Origin of the sequence: Tumebacillus permanentifrigoris (assembly GCF_003148565.1) — a bacterium.
GTDB lineage: Bacteria > Bacillota > Bacilli > Tumebacillales > Tumebacillaceae > Tumebacillus > Tumebacillus permanentifrigoris.
Map to the genome: position 1 here is coordinate 102623 of NZ_QGGL01000005.1, position 20077 is coordinate 122699.

A 20077-nucleotide genomic window follows, 5' to 3' on the forward strand; every position below is an offset into this window, starting at 1 on the left:
GAACATGGGAATCTTGGGCCGGTTGCATCCCACGCGGCTCCTCTTGCTGCTCGTCTGCCTCACGCTCGCGATCCCTACACCCACGCTGGCAGCCATCCATCGTCCAACATTGCCAGAGCGGGTCGACTATGTGGCGATCGGCGATTCGATCACAGCGGGCTGGGGTTCGCCTGCGATCGACGGCATGCGGCGAAATGGATTCGCCTCACAGTTGCATCGCCAATTGCTGACACGCGGCCCTGCCGACTTGCACAACCTCGGCGTGCCCGGTTTGACCAGCGGACAGTTTCTGTTCCTGCTCGACCACTGGCCGGAAGCGAGCGCCGTGATCAAGCACGCCGACTTGATCACCCTGTCGCTCGGCGGCAATGACATCATCTGGACCGACTACAAGTCACCCGGCGATACTGCCAAGATGCGCGATGCCCTGTCCAAGTACGAGGGAAATATCGAAGCGATCCTCGCCAAGATTCGCGACCAGAACCCCGCTGCTCGCTTGTTCGTGCTGGAGGTGTACAACCCGTTTTCTCCAGACGACTCCCGCCACCAAGCCCTGAGCGAGTACATTCAATGGGCCAACGAGTCGATCGCGATGGCGGCGAACACGCATGAAGCGACGGTCGTGCCGACAGCGTCGCTTTTTCTCGACCATGAAAAGGAATACATCAACCTCGCGAACAACGACATCCATCCCAACGTCGCCGGACACACGCGGATCGCGGAACAGATCTCCCACGCGCTGTTTGGGCATTTTAATCGGCTGGTCATCGCCCCAGACATGAAGCCCACACTGCTCTGGAACGGCAAGCCGAAAAAATTGAATGCCCCGCTGCTGGTGGAAAATGACACCGTCTACCTCGCCGCCGACCAAGTCGCCGCCCTGCACAAGGGCGTTTTGAAAAAATGGTGGTTCCGCGTCGGCCTCTGGTGGATGCACGTCAACGGTCAAAAAGTCAAACTGCCCTCGCCGGTGCTGCTGGTCGACGGGCACCCCTATCTGCCACTGCGAGCAGTCTCCCTCGCGCTAGGGGCGAAAGTCTATTGGATCGAGGACAGCCAGACGATCTCCGTGATGACCAAAAAAGAGTAAACGAGCGCCAGCAACAGACCCAGTCGCACACCTGTTGCGATAGGCGCATTGACAATCTTGCCGAAAATTGCGACTCTAGAAACACTGATATCTGGAGGGGAAGCCAATCATGCGGCAAGAAAGCTTGAAAGCGCTCAGCGAGGACTGGCTCGTCGAGGCGACACTTGAAGATCTGCAAGCCAAAATGGAGGCAGGCGAGCTCACCTCGCACGGCCTCGTGCTCCTGTATATGGAACGCATCGCCACGTATGACAAAAGCGGCCCGACGTTCAACTCGGTGCTGGAACTGAACCCGGACGCACTGTTCATCGCCAAGGCGCTGGATGTTGAACGCGCCCAAAAAGGCCCGCGTGGCCCGTTGCACGGCATCCCTGTTTTGATCAAGGACAACATCGACACCGGGGACAAGATGCGCACCTCGGCCGGGTCGATTGCGCTGGCGAATCATTCTGCGAAGCAGGATGCCGTTGTCGCCGCGAAACTGCGCGAGGCGGGCATGGTCCTGCTCGGCAAAACCAACATGACCGAATGGGCGAACTTCATGGCGGAGAACATGCCAGGCGGGTACAGCTCTCGCGGTGGGCAAGCGTTGAACCCGTACAAACCGGGCGACTACTCGACAGGCGGTTCCAGCGCCGGGGCAGGTGTGGCGTGTGCCGCGAACTTCGCAGCGGTCACCGTGGGCACGGAAACGTCCGGCTCGATCCTCTCACCCGCCTCGCAAAACAACGTCGTCGGCATCAAGCCGACCGTTGGCCTGATCTCGCGCACGGGGATCATCCCGATCTGCCACACCCAAGACACGGCAGGCCCGTTGGCGCGCACCGTTCGCGACGCGGCGGTTCTGCTCGGCGCGATGACGGGCGAGGACAGCCAAGACCCGGCGACTTGGAGCGGTGCGGCACAAGCACATCGCGATTACACGCCGTTCCTGCAAGCCGATGGGCTTCAGGGTGCACGGATCGGCGTGGCAGACTTCATGGAGTTGAAGGAGGAGGAGTCCGCGCTGTTCCAAGCAGCCCTAGAAGACCTGCGCCGTCTCGGTGCAGAAGTGATCGAGGGCATAGAAGTCGCGACTGGAAAACTGCCGTGGACACCGCACGTCATGACCGAGGAATTTAAAATCGACCTCAACGCATACCTCGCCACCTGCGGACCGAACGTGCCTGTGCATTCATTGGAAGACTTGATCGCATTCAATGAAGCCCATGCCGAAGTGGCGTTGCGATATGGGCAGAAACATCTCCTCGACGCGCAGCAAACCAGCGGCACGCTGACTTCGCCAGACTACATCCGTGAGCTGATCTCGCATCAGACGGTCTATGCCCAAGACATCGACGATGTGCTGGCCACACACAACCTCGATGCCCTCGTCTATTTCAGCACATGGGGCTGCTGGCTCGCCGCCCGCGCGGGGTATCCGTCGGTCGTCGTCCCGAGCGGCACCCTCGCCAGCGGTGAACAGGCCGGCCTTCCGGTCGGGCTCACCTTCACAGCGAGCGCATACAGCGAACCGAAGCTGATCAAGCTCGCCTATGCCTATGAACAAGGAACGAAGCATCGCAAGCCACCACAACTATAGGAAATGAAAAAAATAGACAGTTCCCACATGGGACTGTCTATTTTTTATTCCAGTTGCAAAAACTCCAACACTTCCCCGTCCGGCCCTTGGAAAAAGGCGTTCCGCCAGCCGTTCTCGAACTCATTCGGCCCTTCCAGCAAGGGTAGTGTGGTCAGCAAGGGTTCGAGTTCCGGCACTTCAAAGCACAGATGCGACGCAGAAGGATCTGGACCTTCGTAGAGTTCGAGCCGGAACTCGCCTTTTTGCAAAAAGACGATCGATTCGTTGAGCAACGTCAGCCGCTGCATGTCCTCGAAGCCGTAGAGCGAGCGGTAGAACGTCACCGCCCGTTCCAAGTTGCCAACTTCAAGACCGAGGTGGTGGAATTTCATGGGCACACAACCTTCCTATTTGGCTTACAAGATCAAGTTCATGTCGCCAAATTCATGCCAGAGATACTGGCGGTCGATCGCTTCTTGGTACGCGGCATAGAGCAGCTCTGGCTTGACAAACGCAGACAGCAAGTCCAGATGGCTGGCCTCCGGTTCGTGGAAGCCCGTGATCAGACCGTCGACGACACGCAACGGATAGCGGTCATGGATGTAGAGATTCGTCCAGCCGGATTGAGCGCGGAGGATGCCGTCAGTGTCGACGGCCGTTTCCAGCGAGCGTACCACGGTGGTGCCGACCGCGATCACGCGACCGCCTGCCGCTTTGCATTGTTCGACCGCCTCCACCGTTTCCTGTGGAATCATGTACTGCTCGATGTTCTCACGCGGGTCTTGGTGCCAGCGGTCATCGAGCAAGTAGCTCAGTCCGGTGTGCAGTTGCATGTAGGCGAGGCGCACCCCCTTGCGCTGGAGCTTGAACAACAATTCCCACGAGAACGCGCGCCCGGCGGACGGCATCTCGACGGAGCCTGGCACGGAGGCGTAGACCGTCTGGTAGTAATCGAGGCCCCAATCGGTGTGGATGTATTCATAGCGCACCGGCTCGCCGAGCTGGTAGATCTCGTCATACAACGCTGCACCTTCCCGCGAGAACTGCAACGTCACAAAGGGTCGCCCTGTCTGTTGCGCCACCACTTCTGCCTCAAGCGTCGGGGAAAAACGCAGCCGCTCACCTATGCAGACCCCCTGCGCCACCACCAGCGCCTGCCACACCGATTCATCTAAGCGGTGGGCGAGGCGAACTTCCACATGCTCTGCACCTGCAAGTCGGGTCGCTTTCAAAACAGCAGGCACTGTCCTCGAAGCGTTCAGAATCAGCAGATCACCCGGTTTCAAGAACCGATCCAGTTGAAAAAATGTCTCGTGCTGGGTCTGCCCCGTCGCACGGTCGAGCACCATCATCTGGACATGATCCCGCCGCACCCCGCGCCGCTCGGGCGGAGTGGTGGCGTTGAGGGCATCTGGCAGGTGGAACTGGTGTAGGTGGCGCGCTTCCATGTTACTTCTCCCCTTCCGCTTGAAACTCTTGGGCTGAAAACTCTTGGGCTTGGAACCGCTGGCCGTTCACAGCTTGTGACGCCTCCGACGCGAGGTAGAGGAACACAGCGAGCAGATCGTTCGGATCTGCCAATTCATAGTCGCAATCCGGCACCGCCAACGCATGCATCTCCGTGTCCATCTCGCCCGGATCGACCATGTTCACGCGCACCGCCGTCTCGCTCACTTCATCAGCCCAAGTCTGGGTCAGCCCCTCCACCGCAAACTTGGAGATCCCGTAAGCCCCCCAGCCTGCATACCCGACATGCCCTGCTTCGGAGGTGATGTTGATGACCGAGCCTCGATTTCTCTGCAGCATCCCTGGAATCACTCGGCGCGTGACCAAAAACGGCCCTACTGCGTTGACCCGCAACACATCGGCAAAGTCCTCCTCCGGGTAGTCGAGCAAGTACGGCATCGGGCTCGGCCCCAGAATCGAAGCGTTGTTGATCAAGACGTCGATTCCGCCATAGGTCGCCTCCGCCTGCGCCACAAAGCGCTCCACATCGCGTGGCACCGACATGTCCCCGATCACCGCCAGCACCTCTGCTCCTAACGCTTCTGCCGCACGCCGAACCTCCTGCAACCCGGACTCCCCACGCGCACTGATCGCCAACCGCGCCCCGCGCTTTGCAAACCCCAGTGCCAACGCCCGACCTAACCCTTTCGATGCTCCCGTGATCATCACGACTTGCTTCTCCATTTTCCTTACCCCCTTCGCGGTTTAGAAACTTTCTAAACCTTTATATTGATTATGTATTCATCATACCTCCAGAAGTTTCCTGAGTCAATACTTTCCATACAAAAAAGTATACAATGTCCAAACCTTGCGATTTTCTAAATAAATCACAAAATTGTAGGACATTTCGCTCATACAAGTTACAATAGAAGAAAAGCAAGACCAATTTCGAAAGGTGTGACATGATGGCACAACTGAACCTCCAGCGCCAACCTGCTCCCTCACCACGACGAGGGCTCGCACTGTATTTCGCGTTGCCGATTCTCTCTTGGGCTTTCTATGATTTTGCCAACACGATTTTCTCCTCGAACATCGTGACGATCTTCTTCCCGTTCTATTTGCAGGACGCGGTCGGCGGCAATGAGCAGATGAACCAGATCGCCAGCACGATGATCACGTACACGAATGCAATTGTAAGCGTTTTCTTAGTCCTCCTCTCGCCCTTATTCGGTGTCTGGATGGACCGAACGGGTCGAAAAAAAGCCTACCTCGTCCCCTTCACACTGATCTCGATCCTCGCGACAATCCTGATGGGGTTGTCCGCGATGTGGAAGACAGATGCCGAGTTATTCGGGTTGCCGCTGTCATTAGCCGGTGTGTTGTTGGCGTTTATGATCGCCAAGTTTTTCTACAACTCCAGTCTCGTCTTCTACGACCCGATGATCTCCGACCTCGGAACCAAGCAAGAACTGCCGCTGATCTCCGGGTTTGGCGTGGCGATCGGCTACGTGGGAACGCTGATGGGGCTTGTGGTCTACCCCTTTATCGGCGCACACAGTTTCCATCAAGCCTTCATCCCCTCCGCCCTGCTGTTCCTCGTGTTCAGCCTGCCGATGTTCCTGTTCTACAAGGACAAACCGGCCAAACAGGTGCAGGAGAAAAAGCCATTTTTCAGCGGCTATCGTGAAATTCTGGCGACGTTCCGGGAAGCGCGGGCGCACCGAGCGATTTTCCTGTTCATGATCGCGTACTTTTTCTTCAATGACGCGATTGCGACGGCGGTCTCCGTGATGGCGGTCTATGCCAAAGCGGTCGTCGGCTTCAGCACGGGCAAGTTCATCCTGCTCTACCTCGTCTCGACGGTGTCGAGCATCGTAGGCTCGTTTGTATTTGGATATGTGACCAAGCGAGTCGGAGCGAAGCGGGCGATCCTCTATGTGGCGATCATCCTGCTGATTGCCTTGACGATGGCTTCGTTAGCCGTCAACCAGATCATGTTCTGGATCTGCGGCACGCTGTACGGTGTGGCGATGGGCGCGACATGGGTCACTTCGCGGACGCTGATCGTCCAATTGACCCCCGCAGAGAAGCGCGGGCAGTTCTTCGGCCTGTTCGCGTTTTCCGGGAAGGTCTCCTCGATTGTCGGCCCGACGATCTACGGGACGATCACCCTCCTGCTGGCGGATCATGGGAACCTCGCGTCTCGCATCGCCATTGGATCGCTGGGAATTCTGGTTTTGGTAGGTCTGGCGGTTCATGCACGCATGCCATATGATCGTGAGAAGATGATGTAGGTCAGATCGATACGAGCGATGCGTTACACAAAAAACCTCCGACCCAATGGGTCCGGAGGTTTTTTCACGCCTTCACAGGCGCAGTCATGAGTTCGAGGTACATGCTGAGTTCCAAATGCACATCCAACGGCTTGTCCCGGCCTTCGAAGCGCAGGAGGACACGACGACCGCCATCGCCGGACAGGGGCTTGATCTCCTCGATCACACCTGTACCTAGCTCGCGATGTTGCAGCGTGTCGCCTGCGGTGAGTGACAGGGTTCCGTACTTTTCCAAGGCGAGCTTCAAGCGGTCCTGTGGCGAGATCATGCTGCCGGGAGCTGTGACGGCGCCCGTTCGTCCTGTTCCCAGACCATAGCGGCCACCCAATTGACTGCCGATGGGAACACCATCCCGCATCCCGGTCGACTTCAGCTCGACTTTCTTCGGCCGCTGCAACAGCGCCGTCTCATAGAGAAAAGGCGACGGCTCCGCTTTGCCGCCGTGATACCGAATCGGTGCCGACAACGTCAGGAAACGCTTCGCCCGCGTCATCCCGACATACAGCAGACGCCGCTCCTCTTCGTAGGCGGCGTCTTTTTTATCTCCCTCGACGTTGATCGCCTTGCTGTGCGGGACCATCTCTTCCACCAGCCCGATGCAATAGACGTGCTCAAACTCCAGCCCCTTCGCCTTGTGCATCGTCATCAACTGGATGCCTTCACCCTTGTTGCGACTCCTGCGGATCGTCTCGTTGACTTCCGCGACGTGTTGCAGGAAGTTGGCGATCGTCCCATGCCCCATCACCGCCTGCTCCAACTCTTCCAGCGGCTCTGATGCTGCTTTCAGGTCATTGCCCGACTTCTGCGCATACTCTTCCAAGTACTTGTCATACCCGATCGTTTTGCGAATCATCTGCAACGCCGAAGACGGCGACAGGAACCGCAGCTTGTGCAGGTCCTTCGCCAACTGCTCCACTTTTTGCCGCTGGTAAGGTTCGAGGCTCGCCACTTTCTGCAACGCTTCCAAGTACGAATCCCCTTGCTCACGGCGGATGTGATGCACCTCATCCACCCAGCGCTCTGGGTACAGATACCGCTTCGGACGATTGATGATCGCAGTCAGTCCGTCGAGATCATCCGGTTCCAGCGCCAACTTGAAGTAGGTCAGCACATCGCGCACTTGCCAACGCCGGTAGAAGTCCCCGTCCGAATCGTGCAAGGTGAACGGCAAATTCCGCTGCACCAGCCCGTCGATCACCGCCCGCACCTGAATGTTCGTCCGGTACAGCACGACGATCTCGCGCCCCTCCTGACCGCTCGCCAGCAACGCTTCGACCTGCGTGAGAATCTGCTCCGCCTCGTCACGCTCGCCCTCGGGACGAATCAGCACCGGTCGCTCTCCTTCGCGGCCCGTGCCTTTGATATGCTTGCTTTGGCGCTTGCGGTTGTGCATGATCAGGCGCGAGGACGTCTCGATCACCGGATCGGTCGAGCGGTAATTCGTAGCCAGAATCACTTTCTCCGCACCCGGATAGAGCGATTCAAAGTCCAGCAGGAACTCCACTCGCGCTCCCCGGAACCGATAGATCGACTGGTCATCATCACCGACGATGCACAGGTTCCCATGCCCCGCCAACAACTTGATCACCTCATACTGCGCGAGGTTCGTGTCCTGAAACTCGTCGACGAGGATGTAGCGATACTTGCGCTGGTAGTACGCTAACGCCAGCGGGTTGCTCGTCAACATGTGGTAACACTCCACGAGGATGTCATCGAAGTCCCAGCGATCCATCCGCGCTTTCGCTTTTTCATAGCCGGCATACAGGTCGCGGAACTTTTGATTCTCTGGCTTGGTCGCTTTGATCCGGGCGGGGAGGATCAGGTTGTTTTTGCACAGCCCGATTTTCTGCAGGGTGTCCGCGACTTCCTCGTCGTCGCCGTCCTCGCCCGCTTCCCGCAAAAGGTTCCGGATCAGCGTCCGCTGCTCCGTCTCCTCCAACAACTGCGGCATCCGCCCGCCATTCTGCTGAAGCAACATCCGCAGGAACACCGAGTGGAACGTCCCGATCTCCGTTGCGCGTACCGCCTGCTCGCCAATCCCTGGCATCACCCCGAGCCGGGTCTGCATCTCCTCCGCCGCGGCCCGGGTGAACGTGACGATCAGGAGCTGGTTCGCCGGGATGCGGGCCACTTGCATCATGTAGGCGGCGCGACAGGTGAGCACCGTCGTTTTCCCACTGCCTGGCCCAGCAAAAACAACGAGAGGCCCCGCCACATGGCGGACCGCCTCTCGTTGTTCCGGGTTGAGTCGTATGCCGTTGTTTGCGATCCCCTCAAAAAAGCCTGTCTCGCTCAAAATCAGCATCGTCTTCCCACTTTCGAATAAAATCCTGAAATTCAGGAATCAACATCTGCAATCGCCGCTTCTCGACCATCAAGTTCTCAATGGTTTCCAAGTCGGCCGCGTTGAAGCAGGCCACGACTTGTGCGGGCAATTGATTATACCGAATCTCCCAAGCTGAAACAACCGTTCGCAACCTCAGGAAACGCTCGTCCAGGCTCTCAGGCTGCATACGCATGCGTCAAGCACCCTCGAACGCGGCGATTACTCGCTTTGCTCCTCTTGCCACTTCGCCACCAGCGCCTGCAGGTCCTCTGCGAGTGCGCCGATGCGCTTGCGCTGTTGCATCAGGGACTCGATCCCCTTGAGGTCTTCCAGATTGAAGAGGGTCAACACTTCGGTCGGCAGTCCTTGGTTGCGAGTAGCAAGTTCGGAAGCCGCTTGGGTGAGCTGTTCCAGAACGAGATCGACCAGTTTTTCGGTCGGAATCTGTACTTTTTCTTCGGTGTTGGTTTCCACAGTTGCCATCGTTTCCAGCGCGTTCATCGGGGATTCCTCCGTTTCTTTTTCTACTGCGACTTCATCCAAACGTTCAGCGGTCGCCGCCGCTTCCGGCTCGACCAACAGGCACTCCACAGAATCGCCCGCCACAGCAAAGCGCGGGTCAAGCTCCGGGTAGAACACGCCATCCTCACTGACTAATGCCAGCAAGTCCTGACGGTCCGCCCGACGCTGGCCCAACTCCGCCATCAAATCAGCGATGGCGTCATGCACCAGCTCCCACTCGGTCAGCAGGTATTCGCCTGCTTCCAAGCGGGCAAAGCGCGGGTCGCTGTCCAAATCCACGCGCGACATCAACTCGCCGCGATTGCGACCGGTCGATTGCTGCAGATGGCGCAGAATCTCGCCTTGCTTCTGCGGGTGACCCACTTGTTTGAGAAATTCATAGGCGCGTTCGCCCAGGTCATCGCCTGAGTGTTCACGCAACGCATAGCGCTCGTCATCCAGTTTGCGGAAGCATCCATTTCTCGATAGTAGCGCCGCACGGACACGATCTGGAATCGTATCGAGAGACTTCTCACTTTGCACCGCCCACTCGCTGTGCACAGCTTCGACCAGTTCCGCTTCACTCATCGGACCGGTCGCGATGCGCAACACGCGTTTCAAAAAGCCTTCTAGGCTATAGCGAAACGTCCAAGCTCCTTGTTGCAACATGTTGCTGTCATCCCCTTCAAAAAACTGCTTCGCTCTATAGATTCGACATTCGCGGAACTATTCCTGTCCGTCATTTGCCAACTGTTCCTGTTGCCACCAGCTTTAATTTTCCGCGGCACTTGCCGCAGCCGTAGCGACGCACGTCAATTTGACGTTTGCGCTCGTAGGGTTGCTTGCATTGCTCACAATGGTAGAGATAGCGGGTCTTCACTTCGCGCCGCAGCCCGGTATCCGGGCAATAACGCGAACCGCCGACGCGCTCCAACAGCTCCTTGAATTCGCGGTCCTGATGCCGGTATCCGCGCTTTTGCAGGTGCAGGTGGTAATGGCATAGCTCATGCTTGATCGTACCGATCATGGAGTCGAGGCCATGCGCCTCGTAATGGTGTGGGTTGATCTCGATGTCATGCGTTCGCAACAGATAGCGACCGCCGGTTGTGCGCAGACGCCCATTCCAAGTAACTCGGTGCTGGAACGGCCATCCGAACGATTCCAACGAGATCTGTTCGACGAAACGTTGCAACTCCTGCTCCGTCATCGAACTCACTTCAAATTGTCCTCGACATCCGCATGGACGACATGTTGAACGGTTGTCGGCAACCGCTCCACCACCCACAGCAAGCGATCGACCTGCACCTCAACACCCAACTCCTCGGCGAATTCGCGCACGATCGTCACGTTGGAGGGTTCGAGGATATCCACACGCCCACCCGGCAGATCAAATCGAATCATCCTTCCGACCTCCTCTCGTCCACAAACCTACTCTAACGCTATCCAAAATCTATCAAAAAAGCAACCTTTTTGACACAAGATGACAAAAAAAGAGCGGGTGCTTCCCCGCTCTTTTTTCCTGCTGTGCCCTCATGCGCACTAGATCTTAAATTGTCCGATCACTTCTACAGAAACCGCATAAACAACGAACAAAAGTAAACCCCTCCTCAGAAGAGGCGGGGTTTACTAGATGATTATGATTCGATTGATTGGGTGCTTACGCGTTCCAACCGATCAACAGCGTCAGGGCTGCAAACGCGAGGTACCCTGCGCCATACAACCAACGTTGCTTCGCTTCGTAGCCAGGCATTCCGACTACCATTCCGATCAAGAACCCGCCCGCCAGACCGCCGAGGTGACCCCAGTAGTCGATGCGCGGGATGATAAATCCGATGACAAGGTTGAGCGCCAACAAATAGTAGACCGACGATCCGATGCTCATCGAGAACGCCTTGCGATCGGTGCGCCCGAAGGCCAGCAACGCACCCATCAAGCCAAAAATCGCTCCAGATGCACCGAGCGACGGATTGTCATTGAAGGCAAACGACAGCATGCACCCGGCGACCCCCGCCAACACATACACGATCAGGAACCGTGTACCGCCGTAGATGCGCTCGACATAGCGGCCGAGCACCCAGAGGCTCCACATGTTGAAAAAGATATGCGACACATCATAATGGAAAAACACCGGGGTCAGCAGGCGGAACAGTTCCCCGTTGCGGATCAATTCCGGCACCATGAGCCCGTTGTACAAAAACTGCTCGCTGGTGTCGAGCCGCCCGATCAAGAAGATCAGCACGGTGAGCGCGAGGATGCCGATCGTGAAGATCGTTTTCTTCCCTTCGTTGAGCGGCGAGAGGATGCGCTCTTGGCGACGCTCAGAGAGTTCGACAAGTTGGTCCTCCCACTGCTCGCTCGTGCGCCAGAGCAGTTCGTCCGGGTACTTTCGATTCGGATAGTTGGCGATCAGTTCGCGCAAGGGCTCCACCGTGATCCCCCGCACCGCCTTGCCGTCCGGCCACTCGCCTAGCACGCCGCGTGAGAGATCGACAGCGACGGCGGCAGCGCCGATACTTTTTAGATACCCGAGATACTGTGTCGTGCGGGCGATCTCCCGCATGTTTTCATCAGATCGCCATTGGGAGAAGATAAAAAAGGTAACGCTGTACACATTCTGCGACCGTTGCCGTTCGCCAAAACTCTTGGCATCATGCTCCATGATCGCTTGAATGCGCTCAACAGTCAGTCCATCTGCTGGGAGCAGACGCACGTATTGGAGAGACTGAAACTGCTGCCGAGCGAGCAGAACTTGCGGAGTGCCTTGCCCCTCACTTGCGTCCTGTGGCAAAATAGTAAAGTCATCATGTGCGATAAGGTATTGCGCCATTCCATAGAGAAAGGTGCTAAACTGCTGTTGTTCGCTCACAGAACTGCTCCCTCCCTTGTCTTGAAAGGATGTGTACATATGAACATCTTCGCCATCGGCGATTTGCATCTGTCCTTCGCCAACCCGAAACCGATGGACATCTTCGGCGGGAATTGGACGGATCACCCGGAGAAGATCCGTCAGCATTGGGAAGCGATGGTGTCACCGGACGACCTCGTGTTGATCCCCGGCGACATCTCGTGGGCGATGTCGCTCGACGAGGCCCGACTCGACCTCGACTTCATCGCCGCACTCCCTGGCCGCAAACTGATGATCCGTGGCAACCACGACTATTGGTGGTCGACCGTCTCCAAAGTACGCAAGGCGCTCGACCCTTCGATACAAGTCTTGCAAAACGACTCGATCACCATCGGCGACATCACATTCGCCGCCACACGCGGATGGGATTGTCCGGGCAGCTATTCGTTTGACGAACATGACCGCCAAGTCTACGAGCGTGAGATCGGACGGCTAAAACTGTCGCTCGACCACGCGATGAAATCAGGTGCGAAGCGACTGTGGGTGATGTTGCACTACCCGCCGACCAACGAGAAACACCAAGAGACCGGCTTCCTCGACGTCCTGCGCCAGTACCCCGTGGAAAAAGTCGTCTACGGCCATCTGCATGGTGCAGACGGTCACAAAGGCGCATTTGCAGGTGTACACGATGGCATCGAGTATCATCTGGTCGCTTGTGACTATTTAGATTTTGCCCCGCTAAAACTCACGTGAGTAGCGGGGCTTTTTCTTTTTGTGAATTAAAGGGTTGGAAGATGGCGCAAAGCGGCCCGCGCTTCCTCGACCATCGTGGAGATCACGTCCGCCACCGTCGGGATCGAATGGATCAGACCGCAGCCTTGACCGCTGTAGGCAAACCCGTGTTCGAGATCGCCCTCAAGCGCGCCGATGCGGTTTTTCTCCCCTTTGACCAGCGGGTAGAGCTCGTCAGACGACGGGAACGTGCGCTCAAAAGTCAGCACGCCATTGACGTAGGGGGCTTTCAAGACGCGAGTTACGCGGCCGACACTGCGCTCGATCATCGTGGTGTCCTCGGCGCGTGCGGCGACGATTTTTTGTTTGTAGTCCTCATGTGCAGGCGACTCCACCGTGGCGACCAAGCGCGTGCCCAACTGTACCCCAGCGGCACCCAAGGCCAGCGCTGCGACCAGACCCCGACCGTCCGCAACACCGCCCGCAGCGATCACCGGAACGGAAACGCAACTTGCCACCTGTGGGATCAGCGCGAACGTCGTCACTTCCGACGGTCCGTTGTGCCCACCTGCTTCATAGCCTTCTGCGATCAGGATATCCGCACCCGCTTGCTCCGCTTTTTGCGCATGCATCGCCGTGGAGATCACGACCATCACCGGCAGTCCCGCCGCTTGGAAAACTGGGATAAACGGACGCGGGTTGCCGGCCGAGATCGAGACTGCACGCAGGTGTTGCTTGTATTTGAGGATCAGTTCCACCCGCTCGCTCGGATCGCTGTGCTCCCCGATCGGCAAGTTGACGCCGAACGGTTTGTTCGTCGACTCGATGGCGATCTGAATCTGCTTTTCAAAATCCTCCAACGAGCGCCCCGCTGACCCGACTTGGCCAAATCCACCTGCGTTCGACACCGCCGCCGCCAGCCGCCCATCTCCTATGTAAGCCAAACCACCTTCGAGGATCGGGTGCTCTACCCCGAGTAACTCCAACAATCGTTGTTTCATTCTATACGACCTCCTCTCTCCACCATCCTACCATATCTAGACAAAAAAAAGGACGCACACAGAGGTGGCGTCCTTTTTCGAGCGCTCCAGATTAGCCGCGCATCAGCGAGAAAACTTCCGCTCGTGCTTGCGGGTCTGCTTGATAGATCCCGCGCACCGAGGTGGTGATCGTCGAAGCACCGGGCTTGCGAACGCCGCGCATCGTCATGCACATGTGCTCCGCTTCGACGATGACAGCGACGCCATGCGGGTCGATCTTGTTGACGAGCGAGTCTGCGATCGTCGAAGTGATCCGCTCTTGCAGTTGCGGTTGGCGGGCGACCGTTTCCACAACGCGCGCCAGTTTGGACAGGCCGGTAACACGACCGCCACGCGGGATGTAGGCGACGTGTGCCTTGCCGTAGAACGGGACGAGATGATGTTCGCACATCGAGAAGAACGGGATGTCCTTCACGATGACAACCTCCTCATGCATTTCGTTGAACAGCGCGGAGAGCTCGTCCTCCGGGTTTTTGCCAAGTCCGGAGAAAACTTCTGCGTACATCTTGGCGACACGCTTCGGGGTGTCGAGCAGCCCTTCACGGTTCGGGTCTTCCCCGACCGCTTCGAGAATCATGCGGACAGCTTCCTCTATTTGATTGAAATTTACATCCTTCATCATCTACATCCAACCTCCTATGAAAAACCTTACGGAATATGTGTTGTACAAAAGTTCTACAAAAATTACAAAACTAGAATTACTATAGCGGTATTGACCGACCTTTGTCAAACCTTTCACCTAAAAGCGTGTCCAACCTTACAAATTCCTATCGAACTTCCTCGAAAAAAATCCCCTGCCGCATCGCGGAGGGGATTGCGAACTCACTATGGTGTCTGCCCTTGTGAAGGAGGCGGGAGCGGAATTGAAGGTTGGCCACCTGTGCCCGGTTGTGTGCTTCCACCAGTGCCTTGCGTGGTGCCGCCACCCCCAGTGCCCGGCTGTGTGGTGCCACCGCCCGTGTTGCCAGCTGGCGGCTTGGTACCACCCGTGTCTGGGGTGCCCGGTTGAGTCGGAGTTCCCGGCTGCTGTGGGGTCCCGGTGCCCGGTTGGGTCGTACCGCCCGTGCCGCCGGGTTGCGTTCCGTTGCCCGGCTGGGTCGGCGTCTGGGGATTCTCCGTCTTGCCGCCCGGAATGGTCACCGCTGCGAAGTTCGACTTGGACAGCTCCAGACCGTCCTTCCAGACGACCACGCTGTACCAGTAGGACTTGCCCGGCGTCAAGCTGGCGTCTGTAAACCCAGGCTTGCTGTACTCGCCCAGTGGAATCGAATTGACCGCCGTGCCGTCCGGTTGCTTGTCGGCGCGATAGAGGAAGTACTTCACGCCTTCGACATCGACGGGCGACCACGTGAGCTGGACCTTGCTGCCGTCATAGGAAGCGGCGAGGTCTTTGACGATCGCGTTCTTTTCCTTTTCTTTGTCCTTCTCCTTGTCACTGTCGGGCGCTTTTTCCTGCACGTTCGTGTCGAACGATTTGGACTTCACGCCCGCCAGACCTTGTGACATGACTTTCGCGAACAGCGAGGCTGGCAGTTCGGAGCCTTGACGCAAGTAATGCTGTTGGTCGGACTTGTCAAAGCCCATCCACGTCACCATCACGTATTCGCTCGTGTACCCTGCGAACCAAGCATCGCGGTTCCCAGCCGTGCCTTCCATCTCCGTGGTGCCGGTCTTGCCCGCCACATCACGTCCGGAGAGCTTCGCAGAAGTCCCGGTACCAGAATCGACGACAAGCTTCATCAACTTGGTCATCACTTTGGCTGTATCTGGCTTGATCGCTTGGTGTTGCTGGGTCTTGATCGAAGCCAATTCCGTGCCATTGTCAGTCTGGATCGAACGGATCGCAAACGGGGTGGTGCGTTGACCCGCATTGTCTGGCACGAACGCGGTGTACGCCCCTGCGATATCCAGCGGTGACACTTCCACGTCTCCGAGGGCGATCGAGAGTTTGTTGGCATCTTCCTTGTCGAGCGGGACGCCAAAGTTCTGTGTGGCATACTTGTACCCGACATCGATGCCCATTTCATAGAGCAACGAGGCGGCCGGCACGTTCCACGACATCTGAATCGCTTCTGTCATCGGCACCGTGTCTGTGTAGTAGTCCTTCCAGTTTTTCGGCTGGTAGGTGCCAAACTTCGTCCCCCGCTTGTTGTTTAACAGCGAGGTCGACTTTTTGAACCCGGTGTCAATCGCCGGCGCATAGTCGACGATCGGCTTGAACGACGAGCCCGGACGGACTTTTGCCATGCTCGCACGGTTGAACCCGCGCAGACCATGTTCGTCAGACTTGTCGCGCCCCCCGATGATCGCCGCGATTCCACCGGTTTTCGGATCGAGCACGACCGAAGCCCCTTGGACGAGCTGACCGTCTGCTGCTGCGTTCGGGAAGTTTTTCGGGTCTTGATACGCTGCTTCCAGAGACTCTTGGAATTTCGGGTCGAGGTGGGTGTAGACCTTCACGCCGCCACGCAGAATCTGTTCCGCGGGTACGTCGAGCTTCTGCTCTGCCTCTTCCAGAATGTAATCGAGGTAGTACGGGTACTTGATGTTATCGGTTGAACCCTTGATGTTTTTGCCTTTCACCAGCTTCACAGGCTCTTGTTTGGCCTTGTCTGCTTCGGCTTGTGTGATGCTTTCATTTTTCACCATCGCGTCGAGCACGATGTTGCGGCGCTTGATCGCGGCTTCGATGTTTTGTTCGACATAGGGGTCATACGCAGACGGCGCATTCGGCAGACCCGCGAGCAGGGCACTTTCGCCCAAGGTCAGGTCCTTCATATGGTCGCCTTTGTCGAAGTACACTTCTGCAGCCATCTTGATCCCCGTCGCACCGTGTCCAAAGTAGACGCGGTTGAGGTACATCTCCAAGATGTCTTCCTTCGAATAATTGCGCTCGATTTGCGCGGCGAGGTACACTTCCTTGACTTTGCGGGAGAGCGTTTTGTCCTGTGTCAGGTACACGTTCTTCGCCAACTGCTGGGTCAAGGTCGAACCGCCCTCTGCAGCCGAACGGGTCAGGATGTCGCGCCAGATCGCACGGCCGATCGACCGGAAGTCGATGCCGTTGTGATCGTAGAAACGACTGTCCTCGACGGCCACAACGCCATCGGAAATCCACTTCGGAACTTCATTGAGCCCCGCGTGTTCGCCAGGTTGCGCTTGGAACGACATCATCTCGTTGTCATTTTTGTCAAAAATCTGTGTGGTTTTATACTCAAGCTCTAATTTCGACGGATCAAACGTGGGGAGCGCAATGCTGCACCCGATCAAGATCACAGAGATCGCCGTAATAAAAAAGGCGATCAGCAAACTACGCAAGATCTTCTTGCCCAAGTCTATCACCTCTTCTGAACATTCTACCCTGCCATCTTGCGCACGACAACATGAGGTTCGCACATGATAAGGACTCTTCTTACTTCTATTCGTACACCAAGGCTTTTTTTTGACCCACAAGGTACAAAAAGCCCCTCCCACTGTATTAGACGCGACAGAGCGGGAAGGGCTTCATGTTTTGTTAGTAGCTGAAATTTTCTGATTATGTTCAGGAGTCTCCGTAACGTCGAAACAATTCCCCGGCGGGGAGCACGACGCGCTTGATCTTCATCGCCTGCTCGCGCACCTGCAACCGCTGGGAGCCGTTGGGGTGGCAGAGGGCCATCATCAAGCGCATGTACCAGTTCTTAAATCGATACCACGCGGTGTCTGGCACATTCATCACCGTGAATCCGAAATGTTCCACGCCGCGATTGAGCAACGTGACGCCCATCAGCGCTTTGATGCGCGCGCTGCGTGGATGGTTGCGCACAAACTCCGCCAGCTCGGGGAGCGAACGACGCACTTCGCGTGCAACGATGATCCCCCGTCGGTTGTCAGACTGGATGCCTTTGAGCACATTTTGCAAACGCATGTTGTAAAAATGGAGAAACCCGACCCAATCACCGTCCTCCACAACACCACCGCCCGGAAGGAAGATGTCAGGTCCAGCATAATGACGGATGCGAATGCGAAAAATATTGGTACCGTCAAGATCTTCGTAATCGAAGTGCCGGATTCGCCTGTACAAGTGATCCCCCACTTGCCACAGTGCAAGCAAGACGCGGTTCATCTGGCCACCCCCATAAGGTCGGTTGTCGCGAGTAGTATGGGTCTATGACCTTCAATGTATGCTGACCAGGTTTCGTACAGAACAAAAAAGTCCCAGGATAAGTTCCTAGGACTTGAGACTGCCGTGTTACGCTCAGCTTACAGCTTCGTTACGTTTGCAGCCTGCGGGCCACGTGCGCCTTCGACGATATCGAAGTTAACTTCTTGGCCTTCTTCGAGGGTTTTGAAACCGTCGGATTGGATCGCGGAGAAGTGTACGAATACATCGCCACCCTCTTCTTGCTCGATGAAACCGTAGCCTTTTTCTGCGTTGAACCATTTTACTTTACCTTGCATTGGGAAGCCTCCTAAAGGTACATTAAAAGGTGACACCTTTGTCTCACATTTTACCGTGAAACTTCCATCAGTGTCAACGAACTCAAGGTCACATTCTAAAAGAAAATTCACAATCACAGTCAGGAGCTATTCCATGAAACGACAACGCACACACATCAGCCACGTCTATCTGGTCAGCGTTGAGGACCCGGATGATTATTATCACAAGCCCGAAGGTGTCCTGTTCATCGACAACTTGGGCAACCACACCCTCTATTCCGCAGACTCTCGCTTTAACTTTTTGCGCAATGCGGTGCACAAATTTCCGTACAAGGAATTAGAGGAAGGCGTGGCGTTTCGAGATCATGAAGTTCGGATTACCGACTTGACCGATACCTTTCGTGCCGAATTTGAATTAACTGTAGACGACATGCTCGAAATTTTGAAACGGGTCTACGAGAGCAGCCCGCTTCAGTTGTTTTTCCTCGAAAAACATCTCGACCCTCAGAACTACAATCAGCCGTTCGTGCCCTAAAAGGGGCTGGCACAGCAAAAAAGGGATAGCGCGAAAAACGCCCTATCCCTTGCCTATGTAGAGAAACCCCAGTGCTCCAACCGAGGAGTTCTTCGAATACCCTACCTGTAAAAAGCGGCGAACTGCCGCTTTTTACTTTTTCCGGGCGAGTGCTCTGTGATAAACACCTGGGAACAGATGGCGCAACGCCAACCCCACGCGGCCGATTCGGGGCAGGATGTAGACCGGCTTGCGCTCGCGAGTTGCACGCAACACCGCGTCCGCCACCTGCTCTGCACGCAGGAAGTTCGTCATCTTGGGCAACGTGCTACGATCTGCACGGTCAAAAAACGGCGTGTCGACCGGCCCAGGATTGACTGTCGAGAGGTGTACACCCGTTCCGTGCAATTCGAATCGCAATCCTTCGGAAAAGCCCTGCACCGCAAATTTCGTTGCGGCGTAAGCGCCATGCGTCGGAGTGGCAAAAAAACTGGCGATCGACGCGAGGTTGATGATGTGCCCGCTGTGACGTTCGAGCATCGACGGCAACACCGCTTTTGTCATGCGCACGAGGCCGAAATAGTTGACTGCCATCATGTCCTCGATCTCTTCGTTGCTCATCTCAACGGTGTCGCGGAACAGACCGTAGCCTGCATTGTTGACGAGGATGTCGATATGTCCGAAGCGACCGAACACCTCAGAGACCACCTGATCCACTTGCTGGTTCGAGCGCACATCCAATTCAAACACCGGAGCGTCGATGCTGTACCGCTCCCGGATCTCAGCGGCTACATCGAGCAATTTGTCAACCGACCGTGCCGCCAGCACCGGAATCGCTCCAGCGGCGGCAAACTTCAAAGCCGCCACGCGACCGATCCCGCTGGAACTGCCGGTGATCAACACGATCTTGTCGCGAAGGGATCCCGACATTATTCCTCCATGCCGGTCTTGACCGGTTCCTTCCATGACATCATGCCGCCGTAGAAGTTGTGCACGTTCGAGAAGCCGTTTGCTTTTAAGTAGTGTGCCACTTGATGGCTGCGATTGCCACTGCGACAGATGAAGACGTATTCCTTGTCCTTTTCAAGTTCGGACATTTTGCTCGGGATCGTGTTCATCGGCACGAGCGGAACGCCAGGGATGTGACCGGCATCGTATTCGTGCGGTTCGCGGACGTCGATGAGGACGATTTCCTTTTTGCTTTCAATGATTTCCTTCAGACCTTCGGCGTCGATTTGCGGAACACCGTCGATGATTTTGTTGGACATAT

At 56.6% G+C, this 20077-nt stretch carries 21 protein-coding genes; 5 read left to right on the forward strand and 16 right to left on the reverse strand.

The window, feature by feature from the left end:
• The first annotated feature begins 4 nt into the window (after positions 1-4).
• Complete coding sequence (locus C7459_RS06960; protein WP_109687765.1) at positions 5-1090, forward strand: GDSL-type esterase/lipase family protein; 1086 nt, start codon at positions 5-7, stop codon at positions 1088-1090.
• 109 nt (positions 1091-1199) lie between these two features.
• Entirely contained in the window at positions 1200-2672 is a 1473-nt protein-coding gene (locus tag C7459_RS06965; RefSeq protein ID WP_109687767.1) for an amidase family protein, read from the forward strand.
• 44 nt (positions 2673-2716) lie between these two features.
• On the opposite strand, the gene C7459_RS06970 is transcribed toward C7459_RS06965, so the two are convergent.
• Genes C7459_RS06970 through C7459_RS06980 form a run of 3 tightly spaced genes read right to left on the reverse strand, consistent with a single transcriptional unit; the run spans position 2717 to position 4841 of the window.
• The gene (locus tag C7459_RS06970; protein WP_109687770.1) at positions 2717-3043 is read right to left on the reverse strand and encodes a VOC family protein; all 327 of its coding nucleotides are present in this window, start codon (positions 3041-3043) and stop codon (positions 2717-2719) included.
• Between the two features lie 24 nt (positions 3044-3067).
• Entirely contained in the window at positions 3068-4099 is a 1032-nt protein-coding gene (locus C7459_RS06975) for an S-adenosylmethionine:tRNA ribosyltransferase-isomerase (protein WP_109687772.1), read from the reverse strand.
• A 1-nt stretch (position 4100) separates the two neighbouring features.
• Complete coding sequence (locus C7459_RS06980) at positions 4101-4841, reverse strand: SDR family NAD(P)-dependent oxidoreductase (protein ID WP_109687774.1); 741 nt, start codon at positions 4839-4841, stop codon at positions 4101-4103.
• A gap of 221 nt (positions 4842-5062) precedes the next feature.
• On the opposite strand from C7459_RS06980, the gene C7459_RS06985 reads away from it, so the two are divergent.
• On the forward strand, positions 5063-6391 hold the full coding sequence (locus tag C7459_RS06985) for an MFS transporter (RefSeq protein WP_109687776.1): 1329 nt from the start codon (positions 5063-5065) through the stop codon (positions 6389-6391).
• 64 nt (positions 6392-6455) lie between these two features.
• On the opposite strand, the gene C7459_RS06990 is transcribed toward C7459_RS06985, so the two are convergent.
• The 6 genes from C7459_RS06990 to C7459_RS07015 all read right to left on the reverse strand — a co-directional run bounded on the left by C7459_RS06990 (position 6456) and on the right by C7459_RS07015 (position 12123).
• On the reverse strand, positions 6456-8735 hold the full coding sequence (locus tag C7459_RS06990) for an ATP-dependent helicase (protein WP_109687778.1): 2280 nt from the start codon (positions 8733-8735) through the stop codon (positions 6456-6458).
• On the reverse strand, positions 8704-8949 hold the full coding sequence (locus C7459_RS06995; protein WP_109687780.1) for a hypothetical protein: 246 nt from the start codon (positions 8947-8949) through the stop codon (positions 8704-8706). The genes C7459_RS06990 and C7459_RS06995 overlap by 32 nt, the downstream gene beginning before the upstream one ends.
• Positions 8950-8975: 26 nt before the next feature.
• Positions 8976-9926 carry a hypothetical protein gene (locus C7459_RS07000; RefSeq protein WP_109687782.1) on the reverse strand — a complete coding sequence of 317 codons (951 nt, stop codon included), beginning with the start codon at positions 9924-9926 and terminating at the stop codon, positions 8976-8978.
• Positions 9927-9996: 70 nt separating this feature from the next.
• Positions 9997-10464, reverse strand: a complete 468-nt coding sequence (locus C7459_RS07005; protein WP_109688109.1) for a SprT family protein — start codon at positions 10462-10464, stop codon at positions 9997-9999.
• Between the two features lie 5 nt (positions 10465-10469).
• Positions 10470-10658, reverse strand: a complete 189-nt coding sequence (locus C7459_RS07010) for an NUDIX domain-containing protein (RefSeq protein WP_109687784.1) — start codon at positions 10656-10658, stop codon at positions 10470-10472.
• 256 nt (positions 10659-10914) lie between these two features.
• On the reverse strand, positions 10915-12123 hold the full coding sequence (locus tag C7459_RS07015) for a rhomboid family intramembrane serine protease (RefSeq protein ID WP_170119323.1): 1209 nt from the start codon (positions 12121-12123) through the stop codon (positions 10915-10917).
• A 39-nt stretch (positions 12124-12162) separates the two neighbouring features.
• Here C7459_RS07015 and C7459_RS07020 point away from each other — a divergent pair, with 39 nt between their 5' ends.
• Positions 12163-12855, forward strand: coding sequence for a metallophosphoesterase (locus tag C7459_RS07020; protein WP_109688111.1), 693 nt, complete (start codon positions 12163-12165; stop codon positions 12853-12855).
• 26 nt (positions 12856-12881) lie between these two features.
• On the opposite strand, the gene C7459_RS07025 is transcribed toward C7459_RS07020, so the two are convergent.
• The 5 genes from C7459_RS07025 to C7459_RS07045 all read right to left on the reverse strand — a co-directional run bounded on the left by C7459_RS07025 (position 12882) and on the right by C7459_RS07045 (position 18314).
• Positions 12882-13835 (reverse strand): NAD(P)H-dependent flavin oxidoreductase, encoded by a 954-nt coding sequence (locus tag C7459_RS07025; RefSeq protein WP_109687788.1) that lies wholly within the window; start codon positions 13833-13835, stop codon positions 12882-12884.
• A gap of 91 nt (positions 13836-13926) precedes the next feature.
• On the reverse strand, positions 13927-14493 hold the full coding sequence (folE, locus tag C7459_RS07030; RefSeq protein ID WP_109688113.1) for a GTP cyclohydrolase I FolE: 567 nt from the start codon (positions 14491-14493) through the stop codon (positions 13927-13929).
• 206 nt (positions 14494-14699) lie between these two features.
• Positions 14700-17207 carry a transglycosylase domain-containing protein gene (locus tag C7459_RS07035; protein ID WP_109687790.1) on the reverse strand — a complete coding sequence of 836 codons (2508 nt, stop codon included), beginning with the start codon at positions 17205-17207 and terminating at the stop codon, positions 14700-14702.
• Between the two features lie 208 nt (positions 17208-17415).
• Positions 17416-17979 (reverse strand): YkoP family protein, encoded by a 564-nt coding sequence (locus tag C7459_RS07040; RefSeq protein ID WP_109687792.1) that lies wholly within the window; start codon positions 17977-17979, stop codon positions 17416-17418.
• A gap of 137 nt (positions 17980-18116) precedes the next feature.
• Positions 18117-18314 carry a cold shock domain-containing protein gene (locus tag C7459_RS07045; RefSeq protein WP_109687794.1) on the reverse strand — a complete coding sequence of 66 codons (198 nt, stop codon included), beginning with the start codon at positions 18312-18314 and terminating at the stop codon, positions 18117-18119.
• A 133-nt stretch (positions 18315-18447) separates the two neighbouring features.
• On the opposite strand from C7459_RS07045, the gene C7459_RS07050 reads away from it, so the two are divergent.
• Positions 18448-18828, forward strand: coding sequence for a hypothetical protein (locus C7459_RS07050; protein WP_109687795.1), 381 nt, complete (start codon positions 18448-18450; stop codon positions 18826-18828).
• A gap of 132 nt (positions 18829-18960) precedes the next feature.
• Here C7459_RS07050 and C7459_RS07055 read toward each other — a convergent pair whose 3' ends face one another.
• Complete coding sequence (locus tag C7459_RS07055) at positions 18961-19737, reverse strand: SDR family NAD(P)-dependent oxidoreductase (protein ID WP_109687797.1); 777 nt, start codon at positions 19735-19737, stop codon at positions 18961-18963.
• Entirely contained in the window at positions 19737-20075 is a 339-nt protein-coding gene (locus tag C7459_RS07060; protein WP_109687799.1) for a rhodanese-like domain-containing protein, read from the reverse strand. The genes C7459_RS07055 and C7459_RS07060 overlap by 1 nt, the downstream gene beginning before the upstream one ends.
• Between the last annotated feature and the right edge of the window lie 2 nt (positions 20076-20077).

Coding starts and splice junctions, on each gene's coding strand:
- C7459_RS06960 (WP_109687765.1), top strand. CDS start 5: ATGGGAATCTTGGGCCGGTTGCATCCCACGCGGCTCCTCTTGCTGCTC.
- C7459_RS06965 (WP_109687767.1), top strand. CDS start 1,200: ATGCGGCAAGAAAGCTTGAAAGCGCTCAGCGAGGACTGGCTCGTCGAG.
- C7459_RS06970 (WP_109687770.1), bottom strand. CDS start 3,043: ATGAAATTCCACCACCTCGGTCTTGAAGTTGGCAACTTGGAACGGGCG.
- C7459_RS06975 (WP_109687772.1), bottom strand. CDS start 4,099: ATGGAAGCGCGCCACCTACACCAGTTCCACCTGCCAGATGCCCTCAAC.
- C7459_RS06980 (WP_109687774.1), bottom strand. CDS start 4,841: ATGGAGAAGCAAGTCGTGATGATCACGGGAGCATCGAAAGGGTTAGGT.
- C7459_RS06985 (WP_109687776.1), top strand. CDS start 5,063: ATGGCACAACTGAACCTCCAGCGCCAACCTGCTCCCTCACCACGACGA.
- C7459_RS06990 (WP_109687778.1), bottom strand. CDS start 8,735: ATGCTGATTTTGAGCGAGACAGGCTTTTTTGAGGGGATCGCAAACAAC.
- C7459_RS06995 (WP_109687780.1), bottom strand. CDS start 8,949: ATGCGTATGCAGCCTGAGAGCCTGGACGAGCGTTTCCTGAGGTTGCGA.
- C7459_RS07000 (WP_109687782.1), bottom strand. CDS start 9,926: ATGTTGCAACAAGGAGCTTGGACGTTTCGCTATAGCCTAGAAGGCTTT.
- C7459_RS07005 (WP_109688109.1), bottom strand. CDS start 10,464: ATGACGGAGCAGGAGTTGCAACGTTTCGTCGAACAGATCTCGTTGGAA.
- C7459_RS07010 (WP_109687784.1), bottom strand. CDS start 10,658: ATGATTCGATTTGATCTGCCGGGTGGGCGTGTGGATATCCTCGAACCC.
- C7459_RS07020 (WP_109688111.1), top strand. CDS start 12,163: ATGAACATCTTCGCCATCGGCGATTTGCATCTGTCCTTCGCCAACCCG.
- C7459_RS07025 (WP_109687788.1), bottom strand. CDS start 13,835: ATGAAACAACGATTGTTGGAGTTACTCGGGGTAGAGCACCCGATCCTC.
- folE (WP_109688113.1), bottom strand. CDS start 14,493: ATGAAGGATGTAAATTTCAATCAAATAGAGGAAGCTGTCCGCATGATT.
- C7459_RS07040 (WP_109687792.1), bottom strand. CDS start 17,979: ATGAACCGCGTCTTGCTTGCACTGTGGCAAGTGGGGGATCACTTGTAC.
- C7459_RS07045 (WP_109687794.1), bottom strand. CDS start 18,314: ATGCAAGGTAAAGTAAAATGGTTCAACGCAGAAAAAGGCTACGGTTTC.
- C7459_RS07050 (WP_109687795.1), top strand. CDS start 18,448: ATGAAACGACAACGCACACACATCAGCCACGTCTATCTGGTCAGCGTT.
- C7459_RS07055 (WP_109687797.1), bottom strand. CDS start 19,737: ATGTCGGGATCCCTTCGCGACAAGATCGTGTTGATCACCGGCAGTTCC.
- C7459_RS07060 (WP_109687799.1), bottom strand. CDS start 20,075: ATGTCCAACAAAATCATCGACGGTGTTCCGCAAATCGACGCCGAAGGT.